Here is an 18,970-nt window from a genome sequence, read left to right as displayed (position 1 = left end):
TGGCATTTTCATGATCCTTACCTCCCGAATGGTCGGCGCTGTGAGTGATTTACGGGAAAAGAAAAGGCTCACCGAAGTGAGCCTTGAATATTGTCTTATGAGTGGAGTTACTTAATGCATAGTGATTTGGGTTAACGCATTAAGTCAGCCTAAATCTGTGGCTCTAACTCCTTTCCGCCATTCTTGATCAAGATTTCAACTATATCTTGATGGTGATTAGCTTTAGCTCTGACTAAGGGGCTATACCCTTCCCCGTCAGTGGCATTGACATCAGCGCCTTTCTCTAAAAGAAATATAACTATCTCTTTATTGCCAACCATGCTGGCTAAATGCAGTGGGGTATAACCAAGTCTGTTTTTTGAGTTAATCAATTTAGGATTGTTATTCATTATTTGAATAGCTTCGCTATTTTCTTTCTTTGACCAAATAAGATCGCTCAAATTTGAATCAGCAGCAAAAACAGCGGAGGAAAACAAAATAGCAACAACAAATGATAAAACCAATTTCATATATACTCCAAATTTATTTCATTCACCCATAAATAATACCAATATTATGCCGGTAATAGTTATATGTTAATTTAAACAGCCGTATGACTCTATTGGCGCTCGCCCATTTTCTGAAGACATAAAAACCCGCACTGGTAGCGGATTATTAAAATTTCGGCAGCATATCAAAAATCATTAAAAAATGGCCTATTTAATTGATTTTTGCGATACCTTGCTGTGAAAAAGTAGCCTTTTGTTGCGATCGTGTTCGCGCAGCTGATAGCAAAGAATCGCTATCAAGCCTCTCGAAAGAAAAAGCCCATCGGTAACTCGATGGGCTGCTTCCCCTAGTGCCGTTTTTATAGTTTTTCGTCACCTATTAATCATGACACCTGAGCTGTATATTTTATAAACGTTTGTACAGATCGATTCGGGTTAATTGATCGCTATAACCGATCAATTAACTGGCACGGAAATGCTTATAAATTGTCTTCACAGTCATGCCACAAACATTCGCTACCTGTTTTCGTAAAACGCCATTCGTCAACATCTGACGCGCATGATGGATAACATCCTGTGTCATTTTCGGCCGGCGGCCGCCAATTCGCCCTTGTTCACGCACTTAAGTTATGCAGTTAGCGTGTATGGGACGAACTGGTGGTAATATTTTTGCGCTCCAATAGTCCATTCCCAATACATGTTCATCACAATTCCGACAGGGTAATTTTTGTCTCCGAATCTAGCGGCGGGATCTGTCCATCCACTAAAATTCCCGGCCCCAATATAAATTGTGCCAGTGTTGTTCATTGATCGTCGGCGTTGAAATCCCCGTTAGTGGAATTCGTGGATGTTTTGTGCCAACACCAGCAGCGGCGCAAGTTGTAACATTCCATCGGTGACACCTTTGCTGGCGTCCGCACCTTTCTGGAATGATTTGGCACAGTTTCCAGCCCAAGCGAAACCAACAGAGAATCGATTGTTCCTGCATTTTCAGCCAATGTATTCTCCAGGCATTAAAAAACCCGCTTTTAGCGGGTTAAATTTTCTTGATATTACATATATTCAAGAATTATTATTTTACTTATTTCATCACTGCAACTAAACATCACCCCACCCACACTGGAATAAATAAACCCAACCAAAACCCTTGCATCTTCACGCTCTATTAATGAAATATAATTTTTATTATTGTAATAATCATAAAAAACCTTTTTGCATGTTTTAAATGATTCAATTTTCTTTCCGCCATTCTCTGCGCTTAACGTTTGCGGTTTCTTGCCAGAAGATACCAGTCTTCTTATATACTCGATATTAACATGAACCTCACCAACAAACGGGTTCCCTAGTAAGGAAAATGAATATATTTTCTTTCCATTATAATTAAAACCATAATCCATTACATTTGTTTCTATATCAATTGATCTTGATTGCTTTATGGCATTTATATCTTTCTTATTAAGAATGATACTTAAAATTCTTTCATTTTTGTTTCCCAACGCTATGTACGTTTTAGGTTCATTATCATCAAGTTTAATCCTTACAGTACAATCTTCTCCGCAAGAAAATTTACCACCATACATGAACAAATTCAGTGAAAACATACCAGCACGTCTTTGCAATTGCATCTTTGCAATTCCATTATCAGTGGTTGCTGTTTCTATATGAAATCCGTCGAATTTATCTTTTTCAAATGAGTGACTCCATCTTTCTTTATCAGCGTCAGCCATTACCGAAAACGAAATCGCCGCCAGAAATAAAATCAATATCCTCACATCCTTGCCCTCAATAAACAGACCTATGGACAAGTTATCGGCAGTGAGAGACGGAAGTTTATCAGCAACGGAGAAAGCCGCTGATGAGATAAGTGATCCTACCCACGTAATGTGGAGACCGCCGCAGGCACTGTGACGGCGCCGGCGATTGTAATCACACTCTATATAATTAAACACTGTGCTTCGCATTATTTCACGGCTGGCGACGTGTTCACCGTGGATGCATTCCACCTTCAGCGAATGAAAGAAGCTTTCTGCACAGGCATTATCATAACAGCAGCCTTTTGCACTCATACTGCCACGCAGATTATGCCGTTTCAGTAAAGTCTGGTAATCCGCTGAACAGTACTGACCGCCTCTATCTGTATGAACAATAACCTGTTCCGGCCGCTTCCGACGCCACAGCGCCATCTGTAATGCATCGCAGACCCGCTGTGCCGTCATCCGCGAGGACATCGACCAACCCATCAGGCAGCAGCAGGCGCCGGACGGCACGCCCTACGCCCCACGCAAAGCGAAGCCGATTGAAGGTAAAAAAGGCCGGGTTAAGCGTCAGATGTTCCAGAAACTGCGCACAGCCAAGTACCTGAAAGCTAAAGACGCAGCGGATGCGGCCAGCGTGGAGTTTGTCGGCCGGGTTCAGCGCATGGCTCGCGTGCATCACTACGGTCTACGCGATCGCCCTAGTGACGATGTGCAATATGAGGCAAGGCAGTTGTTGGGATTTAGTAAAGCAGATATAAAAACGGTTGACGAGCTGCTGATAGAACATCTGAGCCAATAAAACACATTGCCCCGTAATTCGGGGCAATTCATAACATCAGTTACTTATTTTCCTGCGATTTCAATTCTTCCAGTGTAAAATTTCTTACCCATATACGCTTGGACTCCACTGTATCATCAGAAATATCTGTTACTACACTGACGCTATATTCTTTATCCGGTTCAAAGTCATATGATATTGGAATACATTGCTGAGGTAATGTTGCATAAGTTGGATTTTTTATATCATTTTTTTCCCAAACCGTACGCATTTCACCAGCACTATCTCTTTGGTAAATAGTGACACTAACCAGTTTTGAACGACCATCCTTAGTGACAGATTCTTTCTGAACGGAAATACAAGGCTGATTATTATTCAGAGTAACAGAAGCCACACGGAAAGCGGTTTTATGTCCACACCCAGCTAATAATAAAACAATTAAGCTGAAAGAAAATAATTTCAGTTCCATAAACATTTCCTGTCGCGCGGTGATAAAGAAAGTATTTTAGTGCATTTTGATACTTTTTCTTCAAATCAGGACCAACGATACCTTTAAAATCCTTTGCTCGCATCCAGGAATTTATACCAAAACGCTCCAGTGTAAAATAATCGGCGACAATTCCGGCTTGTTGTTCCATATTAAAATTAGCCAAAGTTTTGTAGTCAGGTAACCAATATTCATAATTAGCGGCCCAACTCATTGCCCCCCGCGTTCTCACATTCATCCCCATCTGATACTGCCAGACATGCGTCATTTCATGAATGAACCAATTTTGTATTTCCGGTGATTGTGAAGAGAAATCTTCTTTAAATATTTTTTTAGGCCAATACATATTGCCATTCGGTGTAACAGCCGTACTATCATATTGCATTCCAAAAGGGATATACTCGCCGTTATAAACCTTAACCATCCCGTAATTAATAGCATCCTTGAAAACTGTGCGGGTTATCCTAAGTTCACCCGCCGTAAGATTGCGGAAACCCTCTTCTTTTGTTGCCATTATTGCTCCCTATTATCATTCCTTAACAATAGCGGTCACGGTGTGTTCTACCGCTTGTTGTTTTACGTGTCAACAAACACACATCAATTGCCGCAAAATTTCCCCGACGGCATCCTTTCTCGCATGAACACACAAGCCAACCTTACCGAAATTATGCGCCTATTCCACAATTTGATCCGTGTCGGCGTCGTCACCCACGTCAACACGGGTGACGCCTTGTGCCGGGTGCAGACCGGGGAAATGACCACCGGCTGGCTTAACTGGCTGACCCGGCGCGCCGGACGCTCCCGCGGCTGGTGGGCGCCGTCCGTTGGCGAGCAGGTGCTGATCCTGTCAATCGGCGGTGAACTGGATACCGCCTTTGTCCTGCCCGGCATCTATTCTGATGAGAATCCCGCGCCGTCAGCCTCGGCGGATGCGCATCACGTCAGCTTTCCGCTAGCTGCCCCTTTCTTCGTCAGCAGCGACAGCAACGTGTGGTCGCACAACGTTGACGCAGCGATGTTGATCGGATGATTGCTGGTAATGTTCGACGGAGCGATACCGGAGAATATATAGGGTATGCCCTTGTTGCCCACCACCAGAGTAATGCCAACCGGGGTAATGGAGACGATCTCATCCTGCGTGGTCTGCTTATTTGAATCCTTCCATGCGTATGGCAAATACGCCTCGCCAAACATCACCTGATTACCCATGAAGCCGGCGGCAATACCGTTGCTCATCATGCACAGCCCGATCATCCCGTCCGGCGGCAGTGACCTCTGCCGATGCCGGGCCGGGCGGTCCTTTTGCACAGTACGCAGTGACATAGGTTTCCGTATAGAACCGCGTCTCATCGTCAGTTGCATCATCTTCTTCTGCATCCGCCGGCGGCGTGATTGATGCGATAACGATCGGATTTGCCGGGGCAGGAATACCCAGCCGGAAATCGAGCAGAACACCAGGCGCGCTTAATGCCGACTCGATCACTAAAGCATTCGTCAAAGCGCTCAAAGCAACGGATCTGGTTTACGGGAAATCACCGCCGAGTTTCCATGAAATCCGTAGTCTCGCTTCACGACTTTATGAGGCCGAATATGGAAAGGAATTCGCTCAAAAATTACTCGGACACAAATCGGCCAAAATGACAGAAAAATACCTGGATACAAGAGGGAAAGAATACACTTATCTGTAAAAGACCGGATATCGATTTTCGGGGAATTTCGGGATTTTTCGGGATCACCAAAATAAAATCATTAAATATCAATGAGTTAAAAAAAGACCGAATACGATTCCTGTATCCGGTCTAGGGAAATGGCTCTTGGGAGAGAGCCTTGCGCTAAAAGTTGGCATTTTTACAAGCTGAACTAGCCTTGTAACCTAAGCGTAGCCAACTCCCTCGCATTTTCCAGTTTTCCCATAACGTCAAATATTACAATTAAGATAAATATCACACTTATAGTTAACCGTAGGAAACCAATTGTTTAACATTTAATTAAGAATCAATGACTTTACGATTAGCTGTCGGAATCGCAGAGTTGTTCAGCCCGTTCAACAAAAGGCTGTAAGCTTTTTTTCTGTCCGGGGTTGTTAGGATCATCCAACCAGATGGCATCTATCGGCTGCGCGTTTACCTGTCCTGCTTTCATTTGTGCGGTAGCGGCATCGTTGAGCGGATATTGCATCAATGTGGCGGTGTTCAGAGCATACAGCGCCTTCCCTGGCCGACAAATAAGCTGCACCTCTTCCCGCGTGAAGGCCCACTTATCGCCATACTGTAAACGGCCTATATTTGCCAATTTTGCTGCGGCAAAAGCATTCACAGATACGGAGACGAGAATGAGGGATAGCATTAATTTCTTCATCATGATGTTCCTGGACATGATTATGTAAACGCTCCGCGCGTCATGGTTATACAACGCGCTAAATCAAAAAATAGATTCATTCCATATAAAACAGAAGGTTACTAACTATATGCTGACAACGATCATAACGATAGCGGCCGTTGAAGTCGAGCGACAATGTTTACCCTCGTCAAATCGGATTGTCTGGCAATAAGGGAAAATAAGGCCGCCGTGGAAGAAAGGCGATACAAAAATCGGAGGGCTTTCGAAACATGAAGAAAAAGATCGTTTTGCAATTGAGCGGCAACGCAATCGCTAACCCGATATGCATTGCCACTACACCCCTTCCTCTTTCAAATCACAGGTATATTGACTTACCGAATTTGAAATTAGTTAGGTAGAGATAAATAGCTTAGCCAGTTAAAGGGTTCAGGCTGATTCGCTACCCGCGGCGCTGGCCGCCATTTTTTTCAGATCTTGATCGATGAAGAACAGGCCGCCTTCGCTGGTATTAACCAGCGCCAGTTTATCCAGGATAGAACTGAACAATTTTTCTTCCTCATGCTGCTCCGCCACATACCATTGCAGGAAGTTGAACGTTGAATAATCCTGTAAAGTGATGGCTTCATGGGCCAGTTCATTAATTTTTTGAGTAATCAACTGTTCATGTTCATATGTCTGTTTGAATACGTCAGCCAGTGAAGCGAAGTCTACCGGCGGCGCAGCGATGGCGCCTAATATCGGCATGCTGCCGGTATCATCCAGATAGTTGAACAGTCGCTGCATATGTTCCATTTCTTCTTGAGAGTGCACTTTCAGAAAAGCAGAAGCGCCTTCAAAACCCTTATCACCACACCAGGCACTCATCTGTAAATATAAGTTGGCGGAATAGAACTCTAGATTAAGCTGTTCATTCAGTTTGTTAATCATTTCTTTTTTTAACATAGTCATTCCTTATTTCTCTGGCAGGTAGATGATTTGCCGCTTATTATGCCTGAAGATAAAAAATAAAAACATCTTATTAACTAAATTAACAATAATTATTTTTACGTTTAAAATCATTAAGATAGTAAAAGTTGATTGATATTGATTTTTATTTCCAATAAATATTTCGTGATTATTATTGATAATAATTTCTATTATCAGAATGCGAATTAAATAAAAGATTAACTTATTAGGTCATTTCAAACACATTGCTGAGACTTGCCATTTTCCTGCCTCTGATTTACCTTGACGCACAAAGCGTCTTAGCAGGAGAACCTCCCCATGGGATATAATTTGGCAGATCTTTCCAAAGAAGAGATGGACAAGGTTAATGTGGATCTGGCCGCGTCAGGCGTCGCCTTCAAAGAACGTTATAACATGCCGGTTATTCCTGAAATGGTAGAAAAGGAACAACCGGAACATCTGCGCAGCTACTTCCGCGAGCGCGTTGGCGTTTACCGCCAGCTCTCTTTGCAGTTCTCTCGTTTGCCTTACGAGCCGAAATCGAAATAGCATCTTTCGCTCACTATGCCGGCGACACATTTCCTCTCAATAAAAAACATTTTCCCCTTGCATCTCGCGCCAAACAGGAGGTTAATGTACTGGCAAACCAACCTTTTACCAAGCGAGGTCAGAAATGAGTAAAGGAATGGACAGCAAAAAGAACAGCAAAAAGAAACCCCTGAAAACCGCAGCAGAAAAGCGCGCGGAAAAAAAGGCCAAGAAGGCGCAACCACAGGCGGATACTATTAAGTAAAGTCAACAATGCTGATCGGTAAACCCGCTATCAGCGGGTTTACTCTCATCGGTTCAGTCAGTTTCAAGCACCATCAGTAAGAACGCATACTCCAGCGCAATATCCTCGTAATGTTTAAAACGCCCTGACTTCCCGCCATGCCCGGCATCCATATCGGTATACAACAGCAAAAGATGTTGATCTGTTTTCATCTCACGCAGTTTCGCTACCCACTTTGCCGGTTCCCAATACTGAACCTGCGAATCATGTAATCCGGTGGTAACCAGCATATGCGGATAATCCTGGGCCGTTACTCCATCGTACGGGCTATATTGCTTGATATAGTTATAGTAGGTGAGATCGTTAGGATCGCCCCACTCATCATATTCACCGGTGGTTAAGGGAATAGATTCATCCAGCATCGTGGTCAGAACATCGACAAACGGAACCTGGGCGATAACGCCTTTAAACAAATCAGGCGCGAAATTCGCTACCGCCCCCATCAATAGCCCGCCGGCACTGCCGCCCATGGCAAACATTTTTTGCCGATCGCCATAGCCTTTTTCCGCCAGCGCCTGTGAAACATCAATGAAATCGGTAAATGTATGCATCTTGTTCAACAAGCGTCCGTCGTCATACCACTGTTGTCCCAGCTCTCCGCCGCCGCGAATATGGGTCAGCGCGAAGACAAAACCTCTATCCAACAGGCTTAATCGGCTAACGCTAAAATCCGGCTCCATACTGCTGCCATACGCGCCATAGCCATATACCAAGATGGGATTTTGGCCCGGCTTGAAATGTTCGCGGTGGTACACCAACGAAACCGGAACGTCAACGCCGTCCCGAGCGGTAATCCACAAACGTTCACTACAATAATTATCCGTAGTGAAGTGCTTTACTTCAGCCTGTTTGAGCAATTGCTGCTGACCGGTATCCATGTTCAGTTCATAAAGTGAACTTGGCGTAGTCATGGAGGCATAGCCATAACGCAACAAAGCGGTTTCCGGCGTCGGATTATAGGATAGCCAGGTGACATAGCTGGCGTCATTGAACGTAATATTTTTCTCTTCCTGGGTTTGCCAGTGAATTTGCCGCAGGCAGGTTAACCCCTTCTCTCTTTCTTCCACCACCAGCCAGTCACGAAACAGCTCAAAGCTTTCAAGAACGCGATGTTCCCGCGGCGCGATCAGCGTTTCCAGTCTCTCTTCCCCAATATCATTGGTGCGGTACAGACCGAAGTTTTTCCCCTCCCGGTTGGAACGCAGATAAAAGACGCCCCGATAATGGTCTACCCAATATTCATGATCCTTACGCCGGTCGATAAACACCTGCGGCGCCGCATCATTAGCCGCCGCATCGATCAGCAAAACTTCCGTGCTGGTGGTACTACTGAGGTAAATGGTGATGTAGCGTTCCGACGTTGTCTTGCTCAGACTGACGTAATAGGTGTCATCTTGCTCTTCATAGACCAGTTCATCGCACGCCGGATCGCTTCCCAACCGGTGGCGATAAACCTGATACGGCAACAAGGTTTGCGGATGTTTGCGGACATAATAGAGCGTGCTGGAATCCGCCGACCATTCAGCCCCGGAAGACACCTTCTCGATGACGTCCGGCAGCCACTCGCCGCGGCTAAGATCGCGAAACCGAATGTCGTATTGCCGCCGGGACAGGAAATCTTCCGATATCACCAACACCTGATTATCAGGACTGACTTCCAACACGCCCAGACTATAAAACTCATGATTTTCCGCCCGCTGGTTTCCATCCAGCAATGTCTCCCATTCATCCGTTACATTTTCGGGCTGGCGTCGGTAGATAGGATATTCCTTACCCGGCTCATAGCGACTCTGATAGCGGTAACCGTTTCTAACGTAGGGAACCGACATATCCTCCGAGGGTATCCGGGCGACCATTTCTTCATACAGCGACTGTTTCAGGCCGTCGTAGGAGGCCATTATCGCACTGCTGTAGCTATTCTCCTGCTGCAAATAATCCAATACCTCAGGATCGGCCCGCTCGTCGTCGCGCAGCCAATAGTAATTATCGATACGGGTATCATTGTGGATAGTCAACGGATAGGGTCTTTTTGCTGCTTTCGGTGCTGTCATGGTGCTCCTTCTGTTCTGGAATAAAGCCCTTGGATCAGGAATAAAACCGTGCTGAGATCAAGAGTGGCACGATTACCCGGCGATGCCAAGCGAGGAGAATCCCCGTCGCTCCGCATCCGCCCCCTGACGTCGCCTCAGATGCGAACGCAAACGTTTTCGTTTATACTGCGCCCATTTTTCACAACCAGATCAGGTATCACATGATGTTAACGATTGGAACTGCCCTGCGTACTGATGCCACTCGCGTGATGTTGCTGGGCTCCGGCGAGTTGGGCAAAGAAGTGGCGATCGAATGCCAGCGCTTAGGCCTTGAGGTTATCGCGGTCGATCGCTATGCCGACGCGCCGGCCATGCAGGTTGCTCATCGAAGCCACGTCATTAACATGTTGGACGGCGAAGCGTTAAAAGCATTGGTTGAAGCCGAACGCCCCGATTATATCGTGCCGGAAATCGAAGCGCTCGCTACCGATATGTTGGTAAAGCTTGAACAACAAGGACATCACGTCGTGCCCTGCGCGCAGGCTACGCTTCTGACTATGAATCGGGAAGGCATTCGCCGCCTGGCCGCCGAAACGCTGGGCGTTCCTACCTCAAGTTACCGTTTTGCCGACAGCGAAACGCGCTTTCGGCAGGCCGTAGCGGAAATCGGTTATCCCTGCATCGTTAAACCGGTGATGAGTTCATCGGGTAAAGGACAAAGCCTGATCCGTGAACCTCGGCAATTAGACCAAGCCTGGCAATACGCCCAGCAGGGAGGTCGTGCCGGCGGCGGTCGCGTTATTGTCGAAGGGCTGGTCAATTTCGATTTTGAAATTACCCTGCTGACGATCCATGCGGTGGATGGCATTCACTTTTGCGAACCGATCGGCCACCGCCAGGAGGACGGCGACTATCGCGAATCCTGGCAACCACAGCGAATGAGCGCGCTGGCGCAAGAACGGGCGCAAAAAATAGCCGGCGATGTGGTCAAGGCGCTGGGCGGTTACGGATTATTCGGCGTTGAGCTGTTTGTCTGCGGCGACGATGTCATTTTCAGCGAAGTTTCGCCGCGCCCGCATGATACCGGCATGGTAACGATGATTTCTCAGGATCTGTCGGAATTCGCACTCCATGTTCGCGCTTTTCTGGGATTGCCAATCGGCGCCATTCGCCAGTACGGCGCAGCCGCTTCGGCCGTGATTCTGCCGGAGTTGGAAAGCCGGAATGTACGCTATCAAGGACTGGAAAGCGCGCTGCATCCCTATACGCAGATCCGTCTGTTCGGTAAACCGGAAATTAACGGTAAACGCCGTATGGGCGTCGCGCTGGCAAGCGCATCAACCACCGATGAGGCCGTCATATTAGCAAAAAACAGCGCATCAGCCGTTAAGGTCAGCGGTTAACTTGCGCTGATAGTAAAAAGCCACCCATAAATCATGGGTGGCCTGAGAATAAAACGGTATAGATTTATAGATTAATGATTACGCTTTCGCCCCGGCAACGGCCTCACGCGCCAATTCGGTGATACGCGCGTAGTCGCCGCTTTCCAGCGCATCATTCGGCACCAGCCAGGAACCGCCGACACACAGTACGCTTTTCAGCGCCAGGTAATCACGGTAATTCTTCGGCGAAATTCCCCCGGTCGGACAGAAACGGATCTGCGCAAACGGTCCGGCAATCGCCTGCAACGCTTTCACGCCGCCATTGGCTTCCGCCGGGAAGAACTTGAACTCACGCAAGCCATAATCCATGCCCAGCATCAGTTCAGATACGGAGCTGATCCCCGGAATTAACGGAATGCTGCCTGCGGTTGCCGCTTTCAGCAAAGATTCGGTCAGCCCTGGGCTGATGGCGAATTGCGCGCCGGCTTCAGTCACGTCGGCCAATTGCTGGGGATTGGTTACCGTACCGGCGCCGACAATCGCTTCAGGAACTTCTTTAGCAATGGCGCGGATGGCGTCTATGGCGCAGTCGGTACGCAGCGTCAGTTCCAGAACGCGAACGCCTCCTGCGACCAGGGCTTTTGCCATCGGCACCGCGTGCTCCAGCTTGTTAACCACAATAACAGGAACGACCGGGCCCGCAGTCAAAATTTGTTCCGCGCTCGTTTTCCAGTTTTTCATCAAAAGTTATCTCCTGTCATGCCCGTGGGCATCATTAATGATATAGCGCGCCCCTGCCACAGGGGTCTGCATAAATTGCAGACGTCCGACCGCACCGTTAGCCATACATTAAAACTGTACTTACCGGATGAGTTATGACTTTCGTCAACAACTCAAATGCTACTCAAATTCATTCCAGGAACGTCCGTCGCGGGTGATCATCGCAACAGAGGCCACCGGCCCCCAGCTTCCCGCCTGATAAGGCTTCGGCGCATCGTTATCCATTGACCATGCGTCCATAATTGAATCAACCCACTTCCAGGCTTCTTCAACCTCGTCCCGACGCACGAACAACGCCTGAATTCCGCGCATGGTTTCCAACAGCAAACGTTCATAGGCATCGGCCAGGTGCTGTTGGTTAAACGTCTCGGAGAAACTCAAATCCAGCTTAACCGTTTGCAAACGGTGCTTATGCTCCAGCCCTGGGATTTTATTCAAGATCTGAATTTCAATCCCTTCATCCGGCTGCAGGCGAATGATCAGCTTGTTCTGCGGTAGCTGCTGATAAGAATCACGGAACAGATTCAACGCGGGGTTTTTAAAATAGACAACGACTTCGGAGCATTTCGTCGGCAGGCGTTTACCGGTGCGCAGATAAAACGGCACGCCGGACCAGCGCCAGTCATCAATATCAACCCGAATGGCGACGAAGGTTTCCGTATCGCTGGTCTTATTGGCGCCCTCTTCCTCCAGATAACCCGGCACCTTATTGCCCTGGACGAAACCGGAGGTGTACTGTCCGCGCACCGTGGTTTCATGCACGTTGTTGCGATCGATGCGGCGCAGCGATCGCAACACTTTCACCTTTTCATCACGAATACGATCGGTTGTCAGATCGGAAGGCGGCGACATGGCAATCATGGTCAGAATCTGCAACAGATGGTTTTGAATCATATCGCGCATCTGGCCCGCTTTATCAAAATAGCCCCAGCGCCCTTCGATTCCCACTTCTTCAGCCACCGTGATCTGTACGTGATCGATGGTTCTGTTATCCCAGTTAGCGGAAAACAGCGAGTTGGCGAAACGCAGCGCCAACAGGTTCAGCACCGTCTCTTTGCCTAAATAGTGGTCAATACGATAAACCTGACACTCTTTAAAATACTCGGCGACCTGATCATTGATAACGCACGAAGAGGCTAAATCCGTTCCCAATGGTTTTTCCATCACCACGCGAGACGGTTCTTTATTCAGCCCCGCGGTGCCCAGACCGCGGCAAATCGCCCCAAAAGTGCTGGGCGGCATGGCGAAGTAGTTAATGGTGGTACGGTTTTTTTGGTCGAGCATTTTGCCCAACCGGTCAAAACCTTGCGTATCTTCAACATCAAGATTGCAGAAATCCAGCCGGTTGCTTAGCGTCTCCCACAACGCCTCGTCAATCGGCTCTTTCATAAAGGTATCCAGCGCATCACGAATGACGCGGGTGTATTCTGCTTTATCCCAATCGGCTCGACCGACGCCGATAATCCGGGTTTCCGGATGGATATGACCTGCTTTTTCCAACTGATACAGTGAAGGCAGCAATTTACGGCGCGCCAAATCGCCCTTCGCGCCGAAAATAACCAGGTCGCATGCCTGGGCTGTTGAAGTTACCGCCATGTTCATCTCCTCGTTACGGGATACTGTAATTTTATTACAGCAGTAATGTACTCTTTTTGACGCTAGCCAGTAAACCCGTCCCCAAAGCCAAAATTTTCTCCATACTTTCCAGAAAAATACGAAAAAATTGAATTGTTACAATGACTAAAGGGTATGGTGCATACGCCTGAAAAAGAAATTTTTCACCGTTTCCGACAACGGATTACTTTTCTGAAAGTTAGACACATGTCATGTTCTGACAAAAAAAGTGAGTAACTTCACTTTTTGCCCGCTGCCAACAGTTACAAGGTCGTAGTATATTTTCACGAAATTCGCATCGGTTGCTCCTTTGGCTGAAATCGGAAAAACTTACATGGCCCTTCGCATATGAACATGCTGGAAAAAATTCAGAGTTACCTGGAACTACTGAGCAAATCGGAAAGAAAAGTCGCCGAAGTCATCCTGAGCGCACCGCAAACGGCCATTCACTCAAGCATTGCGACTCTGGCGAAAATGTCCGAGGTCAGCGAGCCTACCGTTAATCGCTTCTGCCGCCGTCTTGAAACCAAAGGTTTTCCTGATTTCAAACTGCATCTGGCGCAAAGCCTGGCGAATGGCACGCCTTATGTGAATCGCAACGTTGAAGAAGATGATAGCGTTGATTCATATACTAGCAAAATCTTTGAATCTACGATGGCGGGACTGGAACACGTAAAATCCTGTCTTGATATTAGCGCCATTAACCGGGCGGTGGATTTGCTCACCCAGGCGAAAAAAATCTCTTTCTTTGGCTTTGGCGCATCGGCGGCCGTAGCCCATGACGCCATGAACAAATTCTTTCGCTTCAATATCCCGGTGGTTTACTTTGACGACATAGTCATGCAGCGCATGAGCTGCATGAATTCGAGCGAAGGGGACGTTGTCGTGCTCATTTCGCACACCGGAAGAACGAAAAGCCTGGTTGAAATGGCTCGCCTGGCGCGTAAGAATGATGCGACAGTGATCGCAATCACTTCCGACGGCACGCCGCTTGCTCGTGAATCCACATTGATGCTGCGGGTTGATGTACCCGAAGATACGGACATTTATATGCCGATGGTATCCCGTATCGCGCAGCTTACGTTGATTGACGTGCTGGCGACAGGCTTCACATTGCGGCGTGGAGCAAAATTCAGAGATAACTTGAAGCGAGTCAAAGAAGCATTACGGGAATCGCGTTTTGATAAAGAGGAACAATTTACCAAAACCTTCAATTAGTTTGTTAATGCTCAATGGAGTTTATTTTTAAACTGGCATCATTACTTGACATAACGGCTGCTAACACGACACCAGGTTCATACGGAATTCGGGTAACCCGGATGAAATAGTTTCGTTGTAAAGTTACATTTTTCACCGCTACCTGACATTAATCGAAACACTACTGCTTCACAAGTCAACGGAGTTATACATGTCCAGACGGCTCAGAAGAACCAAAATCGTCACTACCTTGGGGCCAGCTACGGACCGCGACAATAATCTGGAAAAGATTATTGCTGCAGGCGCTAACGTAGTACGCCTGAATTTTTCTCATGGCACAGCAGAAGATCATCAGTTACGAGCCAATAAAGTTCGTGAAATTGCCGCTAAATTAGGCCGCCACGTTGCTATTCTTGGTGATTTACAGGGTCCGAAAATTCGAGTTTCCACCTTCAAGGAAGGTAAAATTTTTCTCAATATCGGCGATAAATTCCTGTTGGACGCCAATCTGTCCAAAGGCGAAGGCGATAAAGAAAAAGTTGGTATTGATTACAAAGGTCTTCCAGCCGACGTCGTCCCAGGCGACATTCTGCTGCTGGACGACGGCCGAGTGCAGTTGAAAGTCCTGCAGGTTGAAGGGATGAAGGTTTACACCGAAGTTACCGTGGGTGGTCCTCTGTCTAACAACAAAGGGATCAACAAGCTCGGCGGCGGTCTTTCCGCCGAAGCGCTAACCGAAAAAGATAAAGAAGACATTATTACCGCCGCAAAGATCGGCGTGGATTATCTGGCGGTCTCTTTTCCCCGCACCGGCGAGGATCTGAATTACGCGCGCCGTCTTGCGCGCGACGCCGGCTGCCACGCCAAAATCGTGTCCAAAGTGGAACGTGCCGAGGCGGTTTCCTCCGATGAGGCCATGGACGACATTATTCTGGCTTCCGACGTTGTTATGGTCGCCCGCGGTGATTTAGGGGTTGAAATCGGCGATCCCGAACTGGTTGGCATCCAGAAAAAGCTGATCCGCCGCGCCCGTAAGCTCAACCGTGCGGTAATTACGGCAACACAAATGATGGAGTCCATGATCACGAACCCGATGCCGACACGCGCAGAGGTGATGGACGTGGCCAACGCGGTGTTGGATGGTACCGACGCCGTTATGCTCTCAGCCGAAACCGCCGCCGGACAGTACCCGGCCGAAACGGTGGCCGCAATGGCGAAGGTGTGTCTTGGCGCAGAAAAAATCCCCAGCATCAATGTATCCAAACACCGTCTTGATGTGCAGTTCGATAACATTGAGGAGTCCATTGCGATGTCTGCAATGTACGCCGCCAACCACCTGAAAGGGGTAACCGCGCTGATCGCCATGACGGAATCAGGACGCACCGCGCTGATGATGTCCCGCATCAGTTCCGGACTGCCGATTTTTGCCATGTCGCGCCATGAGCACACGCTGAATCTGACCGCGCTTTATCGCGGCGTGACTCCCGTGCATTTTGACAGCTATACCGATGGCGTCGCCGCGGCTAATGATGCCGTAATCCGGCTGCGTGATAAGGGATTCCTGGCGTCCGGGGATCTGGTGATTGTGACCCAGGGCGATGTAATGGGTACGGTAGGCACCACCAATACCACGCGTATCCTTCGGGTGGAGTAGCCGATAAAACAGCAGAGCATGATGTCGTGCATTGCTCCGCTATTGATTCGATATAGTTAAAAAGCCGGGCGATGAATAAACCGCCCGGCTTTTTTATCGTGACAAGCCTTCTTTGCCACCCCCATGCTGACCAACGCAAGCGGCATAATTAATCGCGGTATAGATCGTCCCGGCAATAGGGTTCGATCTCTCCCGGCTTGCGGGTTTTCAACAGCTTAAGGATCCAGGTGTATTGCTCCGGGTTCGGTCTGACCAGAATTTCGACTTCCTCATTCATGCGGCGCGCAATGCGCTTATCATCGGCGTCGGCCAGATCATCCATCGGCGGACGGATGAAAACATCAAGACAGCAGGTTTTCGCATCGTATACCGGGAACAACGGAACAACATCCGCGCGGCAAACTTTCATCAAACGGCCGATAGCCGGCAACGTCGCCTTATAGGTAGCGAAAAAATCGACGAATTCACTGTGTTCCGCGCCATGATCCTGATCGGGAAGATAATATCCCCAGTATCCCTGCCGAATGGAACTGATAAACGGCTTTATGCCGTCATTACGCGCATGAATCCGTCCGCCGAAACGGCGGCGTAGCCTATTCCACCAATAATCCACTAATTCGTTTTTCTGGTTATGGAACATGGCGGCTATATTTTGCCCACGCGAACTTATCAACATGGCGGGAATATCAACAGCCCAGCCATGCGGCACCAGGAAGATGATATTCCGCCCCCGCTCCTTTAATTGGTGCAGGATCTCGTCGCCATGCCAGCGAACATGTTTCTCTACTTTTTTAGGATCGCGAATGCCCACGTCCACCATCATAATCATCGCTTGCGGAGCCGTAGCGAACATATTATCGATGATGGTTTCACGCTGCTCCTCGGTTAGCTCAGGCAGGCAGTACAGTAAGTTAATGCGCGCGCGGCGGCGGGCTCCCTTGGCAAATCGGCCAACCAGACGTCCTAATCCCCCCAGCAGCGGATTTCTTAAACGAGCCGGAATATATGCAACAACGGCTATTACCCCGATGCCCAGCCAGGTTCCCCAGTATCGAGGGTGATAAAAGGCACGTTGGAACTGAGGGACAAACTCAGCGCTCGTTTTTTTCTCTTTTTCCATCATCAACTCTTCAAATAAACCGAAAAACCTATAACCCAATAAATTTACGGCGGACTCCCCAGCCCGCCTCCGGAAACTAAGGTTAAAAACGCTCCCGGTGTTTTCCAAGATGCAGGCGGACGGCACCCCAAAGGATAAGTAATGAAGCCAACAAGCCAGCGACCTGAAAAATCGCAAGGGATATAAATGAAAACGCCGGCAGCAAGCTGCCGGCTAATTATTTTCCATCAGAAACTAATCAAATTGAAGCTGGGGTACAACTTCTTTCACCTGCGCCAGATAATCGCGGCGTTCTTTGCCGCTCAAACCTTCGGAGCGAGGCAACTGAGCCGTTAATGGATTAACCGCCTGCTGGTTTATCCAGAACTCATAGTGCAGGTGCGGACCGGTCGAGCGCCCGGTGTTTCCGGACAAACCGATGCGATCGCCGCGCTTAACTTTTTGACCAGGCTTCACCAAGATACGATTCAGGTGCATATATCGCGTGGTGTACTGTCTACCATGCCGTATCGCGACATAGTTGCCCGCCGCACCGCTGCGCTTGGCGATAAGCACTTCCCCATCGCCGACGGCCAACACAGGAGAACCGACCGGCATGGCAAAATCGACGCCTTTATGCGGCGCGACACGCCCGGTAACGGGATTAATACGGCGCGGGTTAAAATTCGAGGAAATACGGAACTGTTTAATGGTAGGGAAACGCATGAATCCACGGGTTAGGCCGGAACCTTCTTTGTCGTAGAATTTGCCGTCATCGGCGCGGATGGCATAATAATCTTTACCGCCGCTATTCAGACGAACCCCCAGCAGTTCACTCTGCTCGCTACGGCCATCCAGGATTTCGCGGGATAACAGCACGGCGAAAGTATCATCCTTGCGCAGCTTGCGGAAATCCAGTTGCCATTGCAACGCCTTAACCACCGCGCCGATTTCCCCCTGGGTTAAACCGGCGTTTCTGGCGCTGTTGACGAAACTCCCGTTCAGACGGCCGGTTAGTACGCTATTACGCCATTCCCCTTTCAGAGTTTCAATTCGCTCTTTAAATTCGGCGCCTACGCGCTCATAAAACCGGGTTTCACGACGCGACATTTGCCAGGTCAAACTCTGCAACTCACCGTTATCCCCGAGTACCCAAGATATCTGCTGGCCGATCTTAAGATTGCGCAGCGCCGGGTTTCCTTCGGCAAGCTGGGTGACATCCGCCATATCAATGCCATACTGGGTAAGAATGCTACCCAGCGTATCGCCGGTTGAAACGACGTATTCATGCACCGCTCCATCTTCGTCGGTTTTATCGTCCAATTCATCCTGCGGAATTTCATCATCAGGCGTGGGTTGATCGATAGGTTCGCTGGCCTCCGGCGTAAGCGCGCGCAACTGGTTGGCTTCCAGAGCAACGTCTTTCACTATCACGGGAGCATCGCTAACGGGGGGATAAACAAAAGGCCGCCAAACTGCAACGGCCAATGTCATAACGGTAAGGGACCCCAGCATCACGCGGTGGGGTCTTGGCAGGTTGTTATACGCCAGAGCGATAGTTCGGACTATCTGCTGCACTTATTCGTA

General features: G+C 48.4%; 17 protein-coding genes and 4 pseudogenes. 7 read left to right on the top strand and 14 right to left on the bottom strand.

Features of this window, described 5'->3' with window-relative positions; translation table 11 throughout:
* Nucleotides 1-149: 149 nt before the first annotated feature.
* From HC231_RS09725 to HC231_RS09715, 4 genes and pseudogenes are all read right to left on the bottom strand, one after another.
* Nucleotides 150-509: an ankyrin repeat domain-containing protein gene (locus tag HC231_RS09725; protein ID WP_208230792.1), complete on the bottom strand. Its 360-nt coding sequence runs from the start codon at nt 507-509 to the stop codon at nt 150-152.
* 190 nt (nt 510-699) lie between these two features.
* Nucleotides 700-798 (bottom strand): annotated as a pseudogene (locus tag HC231_RS23940) (bacteriophage antitermination protein Q); the annotation flags it as partial.
* 150 nt (nt 799-948) lie between these two features.
* Nucleotides 949-1,038, bottom strand: a complete 90-nt coding sequence (locus HC231_RS09720; protein WP_246494818.1) for a hypothetical protein — start codon at nt 1,036-1,038, stop codon at nt 949-951.
* 1,336 nt (nt 1,039-2,374) lie between these two features.
* A pseudogene (locus tag HC231_RS09715) lies at nt 2,375-2,731 on the bottom strand (IS3 family transposase); the annotation flags it as partial.
* On the opposite strand from HC231_RS09715, the gene HC231_RS09710 reads away from it, so the two are divergent.
* Nucleotides 2,634-3,044, top strand: a complete 411-nt coding sequence (locus tag HC231_RS09710) for a phage virion morphogenesis protein (protein WP_208231286.1) — start codon at nt 2,634-2,636, stop codon at nt 3,042-3,044. The pseudogene HC231_RS09715 and the gene HC231_RS09710 sit on opposite strands and share 98 nt — an antisense overlap.
* A 40-nt stretch (nt 3,045-3,084) precedes the next feature.
* Here the strand turns inward: HC231_RS09710 and HC231_RS09705 are convergent, their stop codons facing one another.
* Nucleotides 3,085-3,492, bottom strand: coding sequence for a putative T6SS immunity periplasmic lipoprotein (locus HC231_RS09705; RefSeq protein WP_208230790.1), 408 nt, complete (start codon nt 3,490-3,492; stop codon nt 3,085-3,087).
* A complete protein-coding gene (locus HC231_RS09700) occupies nt 3,431-4,024 on the bottom strand; it encodes a hypothetical protein (RefSeq protein WP_208230789.1) in 594 nt (197 codons plus the stop codon). The genes HC231_RS09705 and HC231_RS09700 overlap by 62 nt, the downstream gene beginning before the upstream one ends.
* A 123-nt stretch (nt 4,025-4,147) precedes the next feature.
* Between HC231_RS09700 and HC231_RS09695 the strand changes: the two are divergent.
* A pseudogene (locus tag HC231_RS09695) lies at nt 4,148-4,462 on the top strand (phage baseplate assembly protein V); the annotation flags it as partial.
* Here the strand turns inward: HC231_RS09695 and HC231_RS09690 are convergent.
* Complete coding sequence (locus HC231_RS09690; protein WP_208230788.1) at nt 4,447-4,833, bottom strand: hypothetical protein; 387 nt, start codon at nt 4,831-4,833, stop codon at nt 4,447-4,449. The pseudogene HC231_RS09695 and the gene HC231_RS09690 sit on opposite strands and share 16 nt — an antisense overlap.
* 113 nt (nt 4,834-4,946) lie before the next feature.
* Between HC231_RS09690 and HC231_RS09685 the strand changes: the two are divergent.
* Nucleotides 4,947-5,198 (top strand): annotated as a pseudogene (locus HC231_RS09685) (tyrosine-type recombinase/integrase); the annotation flags it as partial.
* Between the two features lie 322 nt (nt 5,199-5,520).
* On the opposite strand, the gene HC231_RS09680 reads toward HC231_RS09685, so the two are convergent.
* Together HC231_RS09680 and ftnA are read right to left on the bottom strand one after the other, a co-directional pair.
* Nucleotides 5,521-5,871, bottom strand: a complete 351-nt coding sequence (locus tag HC231_RS09680) for a YebY family protein (protein WP_208230787.1) — start codon at nt 5,869-5,871, stop codon at nt 5,521-5,523.
* Between the two features lie 405 nt (nt 5,872-6,276).
* Complete coding sequence (gene ftnA, locus HC231_RS09675) at nt 6,277-6,792, bottom strand: non-heme ferritin (RefSeq protein WP_208230786.1); 516 nt, start codon at nt 6,790-6,792, stop codon at nt 6,277-6,279.
* A 321-nt stretch (nt 6,793-7,113) separates the two neighbouring features.
* Between ftnA and HC231_RS09670 the strand changes: the two genes are divergently transcribed.
* A complete protein-coding gene (locus tag HC231_RS09670) occupies nt 7,114-7,344 on the top strand; it encodes a DNA polymerase III subunit theta (RefSeq protein ID WP_048639136.1) in 231 nt (76 codons plus the stop codon).
* Between the two features lie 297 nt (nt 7,345-7,641).
* Here the strand turns inward: HC231_RS09670 and HC231_RS09665 are convergent, their stop codons facing one another.
* Complete coding sequence (locus HC231_RS09665) at nt 7,642-9,678, bottom strand: S9 family peptidase (RefSeq protein WP_208230785.1); 2,037 nt, start codon at nt 9,676-9,678, stop codon at nt 7,642-7,644.
* A 203-nt stretch (nt 9,679-9,881) separates the two neighbouring features.
* Here HC231_RS09665 and purT point away from each other — a divergent pair, with 203 nt between their 5' ends.
* Nucleotides 9,882-11,060 (top strand): formate-dependent phosphoribosylglycinamide formyltransferase, encoded by a 1,179-nt coding sequence (gene purT / locus HC231_RS09660; protein WP_208231285.1) that lies wholly within the window; start codon nt 9,882-9,884, stop codon nt 11,058-11,060.
* Between the two features lie 78 nt (nt 11,061-11,138).
* Here purT and HC231_RS09655 read toward each other — a convergent pair whose 3' ends face one another.
* Both HC231_RS09655 and zwf read right to left on the bottom strand, forming a co-directional pair.
* Nucleotides 11,139-11,780: a bifunctional 4-hydroxy-2-oxoglutarate aldolase/2-dehydro-3-deoxy-phosphogluconate aldolase gene (locus HC231_RS09655; protein ID WP_208230784.1), complete on the bottom strand. Its 642-nt coding sequence runs from the start codon at nt 11,778-11,780 to the stop codon at nt 11,139-11,141.
* A 159-nt stretch (nt 11,781-11,939) separates the two neighbouring features.
* Nucleotides 11,940-13,415 carry a glucose-6-phosphate dehydrogenase gene (gene zwf, locus HC231_RS09650; RefSeq protein ID WP_208230783.1) on the bottom strand — a complete coding sequence of 492 codons (1,476 nt, stop codon included), beginning with the start codon at nt 13,413-13,415 and terminating at the stop codon, nt 11,940-11,942.
* 366 nt (nt 13,416-13,781) lie between these two features.
* Between zwf and HC231_RS09645 the strand changes: the two genes are divergently transcribed.
* Together HC231_RS09645 and pyk are read left to right on the top strand one after the other, a co-directional pair.
* Complete coding sequence (locus tag HC231_RS09645; RefSeq protein WP_208230782.1) at nt 13,782-14,651, top strand: MurR/RpiR family transcriptional regulator; 870 nt, start codon at nt 13,782-13,784, stop codon at nt 14,649-14,651.
* A 190-nt stretch (nt 14,652-14,841) separates the two neighbouring features.
* Nucleotides 14,842-16,284, top strand: a complete 1,443-nt coding sequence (pyk, locus tag HC231_RS09640) for a pyruvate kinase (RefSeq protein WP_208230781.1) — start codon at nt 14,842-14,844, stop codon at nt 16,282-16,284.
* Nucleotides 16,285-16,432: 148 nt separating this feature from the next.
* On the opposite strand, the gene lpxM is transcribed toward pyk, so the two are convergent.
* Both lpxM and mepM read right to left on the bottom strand, forming a co-directional pair.
* Nucleotides 16,433-17,404 carry a lauroyl-Kdo(2)-lipid IV(A) myristoyltransferase gene (lpxM, locus tag HC231_RS09635; RefSeq protein WP_208231284.1) on the bottom strand — a complete coding sequence of 324 codons (972 nt, stop codon included), beginning with the start codon at nt 17,402-17,404 and terminating at the stop codon, nt 16,433-16,435.
* Nucleotides 17,405-17,638: 234 nt separating this feature from the next.
* On the bottom strand, nt 17,639-18,961 hold the full coding sequence (mepM, locus tag HC231_RS09630; protein ID WP_208230780.1) for a murein DD-endopeptidase MepM: 1,323 nt from the start codon (nt 18,959-18,961) through the stop codon (nt 17,639-17,641).
* Between the last annotated feature and the right edge of the window lie 9 nt (nt 18,962-18,970).

Origin of the sequence: Brenneria izadpanahii, from assembly GCF_017569925.1 — a bacterium.
Classification (GTDB): Bacteria; Pseudomonadota; Gammaproteobacteria; order Enterobacterales; family Enterobacteriaceae; genus Brenneria; species Brenneria izadpanahii.
This window is presented reverse-complemented; position numbering and strand designations above follow the sequence as displayed.

Bases quoted from the DNA above. Each gene is read 5' to 3' on its own strand.
- HC231_RS09725 (WP_208230792.1), bottom strand. From the start codon at position 509: ATGAAATTGGTTTTATCATTTGTTGTTGCTATTTTGTTTTCCTCCGCT.
- HC231_RS09720 (WP_246494818.1), bottom strand. From the start codon at position 1,038: ATGTTGACGAATGGCGTTTTACGAAAACAGGTAGCGAATGTTTGTGGC.
- HC231_RS09705 (WP_208230790.1), bottom strand. From the start codon at position 3,492: ATGGAACTGAAATTATTTTCTTTCAGCTTAATTGTTTTATTATTAGCT.
- HC231_RS09700 (WP_208230789.1), bottom strand. From the start codon at position 4,024: ATGGCAACAAAAGAAGAGGGTTTCCGCAATCTTACGGCGGGTGAACTT.
- HC231_RS09690 (WP_208230788.1), bottom strand. From the start codon at position 4,833: ATGTCACTGCGTACTGTGCAAAAGGACCGCCCGGCCCGGCATCGGCAG.
- HC231_RS09680 (WP_208230787.1), bottom strand. From the start codon at position 5,871: ATGATGAAGAAATTAATGCTATCCCTCATTCTCGTCTCCGTATCTGTG.
- ftnA (WP_208230786.1), bottom strand. From the start codon at position 6,792: ATGTTAAAAAAAGAAATGATTAACAAACTGAATGAACAGCTTAATCTA.
- HC231_RS09670 (WP_048639136.1), top strand. From the start codon at position 7,114: ATGGGATATAATTTGGCAGATCTTTCCAAAGAAGAGATGGACAAGGTT.
- HC231_RS09665 (WP_208230785.1), bottom strand. From the start codon at position 9,678: ATGACAGCACCGAAAGCAGCAAAAAGACCCTATCCGTTGACTATCCAC.
- purT (WP_208231285.1), top strand. From the start codon at position 9,882: ATGTTAACGATTGGAACTGCCCTGCGTACTGATGCCACTCGCGTGATG.
- HC231_RS09655 (WP_208230784.1), bottom strand. From the start codon at position 11,780: ATGAAAAACTGGAAAACGAGCGCGGAACAAATTTTGACTGCGGGCCCG.
- zwf (WP_208230783.1), bottom strand. From the start codon at position 13,415: ATGGCGGTAACTTCAACAGCCCAGGCATGCGACCTGGTTATTTTCGGC.
- HC231_RS09645 (WP_208230782.1), top strand. From the start codon at position 13,782: ATGAACATGCTGGAAAAAATTCAGAGTTACCTGGAACTACTGAGCAAA.
- pyk (WP_208230781.1), top strand. From the start codon at position 14,842: ATGTCCAGACGGCTCAGAAGAACCAAAATCGTCACTACCTTGGGGCCA.
- lpxM (WP_208231284.1), bottom strand. From the start codon at position 17,404: ATGGAAAAAGAGAAAAAAACGAGCGCTGAGTTTGTCCCTCAGTTCCAA.